This is a genomic window from Streptomyces sp. adm13(2018), assembly GCF_008042145.1.
Lineage (GTDB): Bacteria > Actinomycetota > Actinomycetes > Streptomycetales > Streptomycetaceae > Streptomyces.
In genome coordinates this window covers 1-8,512 of the sequence record NZ_RDBH01000185.1, presented here as the reverse complement: position 1 = coordinate 8,512, position 8,512 = coordinate 1, and the positions used below count along the sequence as shown (strand labels likewise).

Below are 8,512 nucleotides of genomic sequence, written 5' to 3'. Positions count from 1 at the left end.
GGGCTGTACCGCATGGTCGTTCCGGCGAAGTTCGCCGACGCCCTCGGGCGGGGCCTCGTGCGCTCGATGAATTCGGGGGAGGTGGCCGGCGGGCTCCGTGGGCCGCTGGTCGACTCGACCGGCACGAACGTCGCACCGGCGACGATGCGGCCCGTCGAGTCGACCAGCGGCCCACGGAGCCCGCCGGCCACCTCCCCCGAATTCATCGAGCGCACGAGGCCCCGCCCGAGGGCGTCGGCGAACTTCGCCGGAACGACCATGCGGTACAGCCCTTCGCCCGCGATCGTGGCCGCCGAGGAGGAACTCCGCGCCGACTCGGTGACGAGCTGCGAGAGATGCTGCGCGAGCGGGCTCGCGGCGTCGAGCGGGATGCCCCGGGCGCGGTCGAGCCGCTCGGGGAGGGGATGCGCTTCGAGCGTCGCGACCGGCTCGTCCGCGAGCGCGGCCAGCACGGTGCGCAGTTCCGCCAGCCGTCCGGCCGTCATCCGCTTCTCACCGGTGAAGGCGGGCACCCGGACGTCACGGGTGGCGAGCGTCCACACCGGAATGGTGTTCTTGCGGTAGTCGATCATCGTCTCCCCCTGTTTCCCTCGCACACCCTAAGGCCGCGGGCGCGCGCCGACGGTGGATTCCGCTTCTCCTCGGATCACGCACCCCGGCCGCCGACGGGGTGGCACGGCGCGTGGTCCGGGGTGCGGGTCGGGCAGAGGTGTCCGAGCGGGGGCCGCGAGTCTGCGGAGCCGGTCCGTTCATGCAGACGGGGCGGCGGACGGCCACCGGCCCGCCAGCCACGGGGTAATCCCGGCCGCGCCCGGTGTGCGACAGAACTGTTTACGGCGTCACAGACAGCGTGTTACACGTGTAACCACACACGGCGACCCCCGGGAACGGCAGGGCGGTTCCGCGCTGCCCGTACCCCAACTCTCCTACCGAAGGAGCCAATCCATGAGACGCACGCGCGTTCTCCCCCTGGCCGCTGTCCTGTTGTGCACGCCCGCGCTGTCCGGTACGGCGGCGGCCGGCGGGGCTCACGGCGAGGGCGGTACGGTCCGGCCGCTGCGCATCCTGCTGACCAATGACGACGGTTACGACGCGCCGGGCATCCGCATGCTGTTCCAGCGGCTGACGGCCGCGGGGCACGAGGTCACCGTCGTCGCCCCGTTGACCGACCAGAGCGGCGCCGGGACGAAGCTGGCCGGCGGGAGCACCGTCAAGGTGGTGCACCCCGAGCCCCGGGTGTGGGCCGTGGACGGTACGCCCGGCGACTCCGTGTCCTTCGGCCTCGCCGCGGTGTTCGGGGACCGCGCCCCGGACCTCGTGGTCTCCGGCACGAACTTCGGACCCAACGTGGCCGCCCTGGCGACCCATTCGGGCACGGTCGGCGGCGCGATCGCCGCCCTGGAGCGCGGCGTGCCCGCCATCGCCGTGAGCACCGGCGAACTGGCCGTCCCGGTACCCGAGCAGATCCTCAACGCCATGCGTCCCACCAACGACTTCACCGTCAAGCTCATCGAACGGCTGCGGGCCCGGGCCGGAAACGGCCGGCTGCTCCCGGCGGGCGTGGGCCTGAACGTGAACCATCCCGTGGTCGGCGCGGACGGCCGGGGGACGGCACGGGGCGCCGCCGTCACGAGCCAGGACCCCCAGCCGGTACTGGCGGCCACGTACACGGACGCGGGCGACGGCACGTGGAAGGTCGCCGTCGACCTGGCCCCGGCACCGAGCCGACGGGGCGGCGACGCGGAGGCGGTCACGGCGGACAAGGTGTCGATCGCTCCCATCTCCCCCGACTGGAACACGGGCACGGTCGACGCGGCGAGGATCACCCTCCTTCTGGGTGGCCTGCGGCCGTAGCGACAGGTCACGAGGTGTTCCAGGTGGCCGCCGCGTACACGCTCGGTCCGGGGGCTCACCTCCGGCGTTTCCGGGTCGGCCTCCGGTGTCCCCAGGACGGCGCGCTGCGCCTGCTCTTCGACGACGCGCGCCTTCCGGCTCCGGCCGTCGACCGGTAGCCGGGCGCGTCCGTCCGGCCGCGGCGGCCGTTCGACCCGTGGGCGGGGCGCGGCGGCCGGTACCCCGCGCTCGGCTACCGGGAAGGGCCGGAGCCCGAGCCGTGCAGCGGGCTCGGGCTCCGGCGGGGTGCACGGGGCTCGTGCACCGGCGTGGTGCCCGTCCCCCCGGACGGCACCGCGCTCACTGGTTTCAGTGCCAGTACTTCATGGTCGTACCTCCTCCCCCGTGTCTGGACGCAGGGTGACCTCGAAGCGGTCGAGACCGCGCAGGGTCAGATTGCGCCGGTGTTCCGGTTCCGCGACCGCCCGTGCCTGCGGGTAGTCCCTCGCCAGGGCGCCCAGGACCGATCCGGTGAGCCGGATCGCCATGGACGCGCCCAGACAGGCGTGGGCCCCGCGGCCGAAACCGAGGTGCGGATTCGGGGCGCGGTCGAGTCGCAGCTCTGCGGGGTGCGCGAAGCGGAGCGGGTCGTGGTTGGCCGCTCCCAGGAAGAGCGTGACCGGATCACCCGCCTTCATCGTGACGCCACCCAGTTCGGTGTCGGCGACGCAGACCCGGGCGTCCGCCTGGACCGGTGCGTCGTACCGGATGAGTTCGTCCACGGCCGTGGCCGGCCCCGCCCGGAACGCGTCGAGGGCGCCGGGAGTGGTGAGGAGCGCGGCCGCCGCGTTGCCGAGGAGCCGGGACGCGGATTCGTAGCCGGCGTGCAGGACGGCACGCAGACTGTTGCGGAGAACCGTTTCCGCTACGCCGCTGTCCGCCGCATGCGCGGCCACGTACGCGATGAGGCCGTCCTCGGGCGGGTCGGCCAGCCAGCCGCCCGCGTACTCGGCGAGCCGGGCGCGGGCCGCGACGGCCGGTTCGTGCTTCTCCGGCCAGAGGCCGGCGTCCATGCCGTCGACGACGGTACGGGACATGGGCACGAACCAGTCCGGCTCGGGGGCCTGCACCCCGAGGAACGCGGTCACGAAGCGGAGCGCCACCGGCTCGGCCAGCTCACCGACGAGGTCGAAGGAGGGGCGCCGGGCCAACTCCGCGAGCAGGTCGGTGATCCGCCCCTCCAGGTCGTCGTGCAGGGCGTGGCGGTCCTGGGCCCGGAAGCCGTCGAGCAGCAGGTGCCGGATGGCGGTGTGCTCCGGCGGGTCGAGGGTCTGCACGCTGAGCAGCGGGGCGGGGATGTCCTCCCCGGCGCGCCGCCAGTCGGAGGCGAACCCGTTGCTGTCGGTGAGCACGGCGAGGCAGTCGGCGTGCCGGGTCAGGACCCAGGAACCGAGCAGTTCGTGCCAGAGGACGGGAGAGGTCTCGCGCATCCGGGCGTACGCCGGGTAGGGGTTCCGCAGGATCGACGGACGGGCCAGATCCAGAATCGGGTCCACGGCTGCCGCTTGCTCCACGGAACGTATCCCCCTGCGCATCGGGCCTGGTTGAGGCCTTGGCTGCTACCGAGTCGTGCGGTACGGGGCGCCGGTATCACCGGTGGGCGGGGCACCTCGCTGATCCTGCCACCGACGGTTCGCCGGTCCTTGTCCGAACATCGATCCGAGCCGAGCGCCGGTGACGCTACCACGCAACTGGGTTGGCTGGTATGACTACTTGGCAGAGATCTTGCACAAATAAGCGGGGAGACAGGGAAGATGACCGGTCAAGAGCAGACAATCATTCACGATGTCCCGGTAGACGTCGCTCAACAGCCTGACCCCTACCCGCTCTTCGAGCGCATCCGTGAGCACGGTGTCGTGCAGCGCGTCCGGCTGAATCCCACCCTTGAAGTCTGGATGGTCACCGGTTACGACGAGGCCGTGGCCGCGCTGACCGACACACGGCTCAGCAGCAGCCCCGTCGGGGTCACCGGACTCGAGGAGGAGATGGCCCACCAGGAGCGCACCAACGTCCTGATGGCCAGCATGCTGGTCGCCGACGGCGAGGACCACACCCGGCTGCGCAACCTGGCCTCCAGGGCCTTCACCTTCCGCCGCGTGGAGCAGCTGGCGCCCCGCGTCCAGGCGCACGCCGACGCCTTCGTCGACGCCTTCGCCACGCGCGGAACCGCCGATCTCGTCGCCGAGTTCGCCCTGCCGCTCCCCATGGCCGTCCTCAGCGAACTCATCGGCATCCCGGCCGAGGGACAGCCCGACTTCGCCCGGCTCGCCGTCGGCCTGATCATGCCGCCCAACACCCCCGAACGCCTCGCCAAGGGCGCCCGAGCGCGCGCCGAACTCACCGAGTTCTTCCAGCCGTTGATCGCCCAGCGCAAGGCCGACCCGAAGGACGACCTGCTGAGCGCGCTCTGCGCCGCGCAGGCCGAGGAGCGGATCAGCGACCGCGAGCTGACGGCCATGGCGATCCTCCTCACCCTCGCCGGCCACGAGACGACGGCGAGCCTCATCGCCAACGGCGTCCACGCGCTGCTGCGCCACCCCGACCAGTTCGCCGCGCTCCGCGACGACCCCGCACTGCTGCCGGGCGCCGTCGAGGAACTCCTGCGCTACGAGGGGCCGGTGAGCCGCGGCGTCGCCCGCTTCACCACCGACGCCTACGAGATCGGCGGGGTCACCGTCCCGGCGGGCGAGATGATCATCATCGGGCTCGCAGCGGCCAACCGCGACCCGGCACGGTACGACCGTGCGGACATCCTCGACATCGCACGCCGCGAGGTCCCGCAACAGCTTGCTTTCGGCCATGGTGTGCACTTCTGCCTGGGCGCGCCGCTGGCCCGCGTGGAGGCGCGGATCGCCATCGGCACGCTGCTCCGCCGCCTCCCCGACCTGCGGCTCGCCGACCCCGACGCGGATCTGAGCCGGCGCGAGGGCATCCTGCGTGGGATGGCGACCCTGCCCGTCGCGTTCACCCCCGAGGCCTGACCCGCACGGTCGGCGAGGGGGCCGGTGAGGAGAGACGAGCCGTCCGCCTCGCATCCGTACGCCCTCCCGGAGGAGGTGCCGTCGGCCGTGCCGCCGCGGTGGGCCTTCGTACGCGTGGATCGGGGTGCGGGTCCCGCGGTCGGACGTACGCCTCCTTCTACTTCCGGTTCGCGGACTGCTGTTCGGCGTTCGGGCCGGCGGCTCCGTCGGGGCCGCGCAGGGCCGCCGCGTAGGCCTCGTCCGGGTCGAGGCGGCGCAGTTCCTCGGCGATCAGCTCGGCCGTCGTCCGGACCTTCAGGGCCAGGACCCGGCTGGGCTGGCCGGGGATCGCGAGCCGGGCGACCGGCCCCTCGGGCCGGTCGATGCGGATCTCGCCGCCCGCGGTGCCCATCCGGACGGCCGTGACCACGGGCCCGTCGGTGACGATCCGGTCCACGGGGACGCCGAGACGGACCTCGAACCAGCGGGCGAGGAGTTCGGCGCTCGGGTTCTCCGCCTCGCTCTCGACGGCGGCCGAGGTGATGGTCACCGGTGCCTGGTCGAGCGCGGCGGCCAGCATCGAGCGCCAGGGGGTGAGCCGGGTCCAGGCGAGGTCGGTGTCGCCGGGGGCGTACGAGGCGGCCCGCTCCTCCAGGGCGGTGAGGGGGTCCTCGACCGCGTACATGTCGGTGATACGGCGCTGGGCGAGGGAGCCCAGCGGATCGAGGGAGGGCACCTCGGGGGCGTCGACGGGCCACCAGACGACGACGGGCGCGTCCGGCAGGAGCAGCGGCAGGACCACGGAGTCGGCGCGGTCGCCGAGTTCGCCGTGGAGCCGGAGCAGGACCGTCTCGCCCGAACCGGCGTCGGTGCCGAGCCGGACCTCGGCGTCGAGCCGGGTCTCGTGGCGTCCGCGGGGCGAGCGGGCATGGCGCTTGATCACCACCAGGATGCGGGAGGGGTGCTCCCGTGAGGCGTCGTTGGCGGCCTTGACCGCGTCGTAGGCGTTCTCCTCGTCGGTGACGACGACGAGGGTGAGCACGACACCTGCGGCGGGTGTGCCGACGGCCCGGCGGCCTTCCAGGATCGCCTTGTTGATCTTGCTGGAGTTGGTGTCCGTCAGATCGATCTTCATGCGCGGCGACCGTCCCTTCCTCTGCGGCGAGCCTAACCCTCCCGCACGACGGACGCGTGCGGGCCCCCTGCTGCGGCCGATCCGGCCCTGGGCGGGTCCGCGCGACCGACCGCTTCCGAGACGGGCCGACGTGGGCCGGTCCGAGGCGGATCCACGCAGGCCGACCCGAGGCCCACCCGGCTTCACCGGCGGGCGGGCATGCGCGCGTGCCGCGTCGCTTCCCGCCGTCCCCACCCGCCACACCCGCCCCCGTTCGGCCTCACGCGGCTCCCGGCTCCGGCTCCTCCTCGGACGCCCGGGTCGCGGCCTGGTCGTCGGCCCGGCGGTTGACCACGGTGGCGGCCGCGATCGCGGTGCCGAGGAAGGCGGTGGCCACCACCCAGCGGCGGTCGAGGACATGGCCGGTGGCGTGGTCGAGGGAGTACCGCCCGGCGCCCGTGACGCCGATGGCGGCGGCGACGAAGCCCAGGAACGCCGGGTACTCGTAGCCGCCGCCCTGGGCGAAGAACCCGGCCGGGGCGTGGACGGCGACGGCGCCGGTCATGGCTCCGGCGGCCGCGGCCCCGGCGGCCGGGGTGGCGAGCCCCAGGGCGAGCAGGGCCCCGCCGCCGGCCTCGCCGAGCCCGGCGGCGACGGCGCTCCCCCGGCCCGGGTGGAAGCCCATGGCCTCCATGGCCTTGGTGGTGCCGTCGATGCCGCCGCCCCCGAACCAGCCGAAGAGCTTCTGGGTGCCGTGCGCGGCGAGTACGGCTCCGGTGCCGACCCGCAGCAGGAGGAGTCCGAGGTCGCGTCGGTTGGGGTGGCCCATGGCGTTGCTCCAGGTGCGGGAGGAGAAGAGGGGCGGAGGGATACGCCGTCCACTGTCGTCGTCCTGCTCGGCGCGCGCCGCCCGGGCCCCCGGGCGGCTACTCCGTTCGAGTCCCCTTTTGCGGCAGTTGTCCGCCGGTGCTTGGCTGGGAGGGCCGTCACCGTCCCGGGGCCGTGAGCCGCGCCCCGCCACGGCCCGAGGGAAGTGGGTACGCATGACCACCGAGTCCACCGAGTCCACGGGGACCGCAGCCCTGCGGAAGAGGGTCCGGGAGCTGATGCCCCGGGCGAAGGAGGACCTGGCCGCCCTCGTGGCGATGCGCTCGGTCGCCGACCCCCGCCAGTTCCCGCCCGAGGAGTGCGCGAGGACCGCCGACTTCCTCGTCCGGGCCTTCACGGAGGCGGGGCTCCAGGACATGCGCCGGGTGACGACCCCCGACGGCACGGACGCGGTCGTGGGACACGCGCCGGGCCCGGAGGGCGCGCCCACCGTGCTCCTGTACTGCCACTACGACGTCCAGCCGCCGCTGGACGACGCGGCGTGGGAGACCCCGCCCTTCGAACTCACCGAGCGCGACGGGCGCTGGTACGGCCGCGGCTCGGCCGACTGCAAGGGCAACATCGCCATGCACCTCACGGCGCTCCGCGCCCTCGGCGGTCCGGAGGGCCGGGGCTTCCCGGTGAACATCAAGTTCGTGGCGGAGGGTTCGGAGGAGCAGGGCACCGGCGGGCTGGAGCAGCTCGTCGCGCAGCAGCCCGAACTCTTCGCCGCCGACACCCTGTTGATCTGCGACACCGGCAACTTCTCGCTCGGGCTGCCCACCACGACCACCTCGCTGCGCGGGCTCGCCAACGTCGTCGTCACCGTCTCCACGCTCAAGGGCGCGATGCACTCCGGCATGTTCGGCGGGCCCGCGCCCGACGCGCTGGCCGCGCTGATCCGGATCCTCGACAGCCTCCGCGACGAGCACGGGAACACCGCCGTCAAGGGGCTGCCGGGCGACGGGGCCTGGGACGGGGTCGACTACCCGGCCGAGCAGTTCCGCGCCGATGTCGGCGCCCTCGACGGGGTGTCCCTCGTCGGTACGGGGTCGGTCGCCGACGAGCTCTGGGCGCGACCCGCGGTCACCGTGCTCGGCATCGACTGCCCGCCGGTGGTCGGTTCCTCGGCCGCCGTGCAGGCGAAGGTGAGCGCCCGGGTCAGCCTGCGGATCCCGCCGGGGGTGGACGCCGACGACGCGCAGCGCGCCCTCGCCGCGCATCTGACGTCGGCCGCCCCGTGGGGCGCCCGGGTGGAGGTGGAGGCGGAGAGCGGCGGCCAGCCGTTCCGGGCGCGCACGGACGGCCCCGCCTACGAGGCCCTCGGGGAGGCGCTCCGGGAGGCGTACGGGAAGGACATGGTCCAGTCGGGCCAGGGCGGTTCGATCCCGCTCTGCAACGTGCTCGCCGCGCAGTTCCCCGGCGCGGAGATCGCCCTGATCGGGGTCGAGGAGCCCGGCTGCCTCATCCATGCGCCCAACGAGAGCGTGGACCCCTCCGAGATCGAGCACATGGCACTCGCCGAGGCGCTCTTCCTCCGTGACTACGCCCGGTCGCGAACGCCGCACCGGTGACCTGACGGGGTACGCGGACGCCCCCGCGCCCGGCCCCCATCGCACCGCAAGCCCGGTCGACGTCCGGCGCGCCACCCCCGGCCGTTCCGGCAACCCCAGATCCC

At 73.7% G+C, this 8,512-nt stretch carries 6 protein-coding genes and 1 pseudogene; 3 read left to right on the top strand and 4 right to left on the bottom strand.

The window, feature by feature from the left end; all coding sequences use genetic code 11:
* Positions 1 to 572 (bottom strand): annotated as a pseudogene (locus EAO70_RS35370) (hypothetical protein); the annotation flags it as partial.
* Positions 573 to 945: 373 nt separating this feature from the next.
* Between EAO70_RS35370 and surE the strand changes: the two are divergent.
* Positions 946 to 1,854 (top strand): 5'/3'-nucleotidase SurE, encoded by a 909-nt coding sequence (surE, locus tag EAO70_RS35365; RefSeq protein ID WP_148006905.1) that lies wholly within the window; start codon positions 946 to 948, stop codon positions 1,852 to 1,854.
* A gap of 362 nt (positions 1,855 to 2,216) precedes the next feature.
* On the opposite strand, the gene EAO70_RS35360 is transcribed toward surE, so the two are convergent.
* The gene (locus EAO70_RS35360) at positions 2,217 to 3,389 is read right to left on the bottom strand and encodes a cytochrome P450 (protein WP_148006904.1); all 1,173 of its coding nucleotides are present in this window, start codon (positions 3,387 to 3,389) and stop codon (positions 2,217 to 2,219) included.
* Positions 3,390 to 3,788: 399 nt separating this feature from the next.
* On the opposite strand from EAO70_RS35360, the gene EAO70_RS35355 reads away from it, so the two are divergent.
* Positions 3,789 to 4,874 carry a cytochrome P450 family protein gene (locus EAO70_RS35355; protein ID WP_261993208.1) on the top strand — a complete coding sequence of 362 codons (1,086 nt, stop codon included), beginning with the start codon at positions 3,789 to 3,791 and terminating at the stop codon, positions 4,872 to 4,874.
* Between the two features lie 157 nt (positions 4,875 to 5,031).
* On the opposite strand, the gene opcA is transcribed toward EAO70_RS35355, so the two are convergent.
* Positions 5,032 to 5,988, bottom strand: coding sequence for a glucose-6-phosphate dehydrogenase assembly protein OpcA (gene opcA, locus EAO70_RS35350; RefSeq protein WP_148006902.1), 957 nt, complete (start codon positions 5,986 to 5,988; stop codon positions 5,032 to 5,034).
* Between the two features lie 259 nt (positions 5,989 to 6,247).
* Positions 6,248 to 6,796: a DoxX family protein gene (locus tag EAO70_RS35345; RefSeq protein ID WP_148006901.1), complete on the bottom strand. Its 549-nt coding sequence runs from the start codon at positions 6,794 to 6,796 to the stop codon at positions 6,248 to 6,250.
* Positions 6,797 to 7,010: 214 nt separating this feature from the next.
* On the opposite strand from EAO70_RS35345, the gene EAO70_RS35340 reads away from it, so the two are divergent.
* Positions 7,011 to 8,408, top strand: coding sequence for a dipeptidase (locus tag EAO70_RS35340; RefSeq protein WP_148006900.1), 1,398 nt, complete (start codon positions 7,011 to 7,013; stop codon positions 8,406 to 8,408).
* Positions 8,409 to 8,512: the final 104 nt, after the last annotated feature.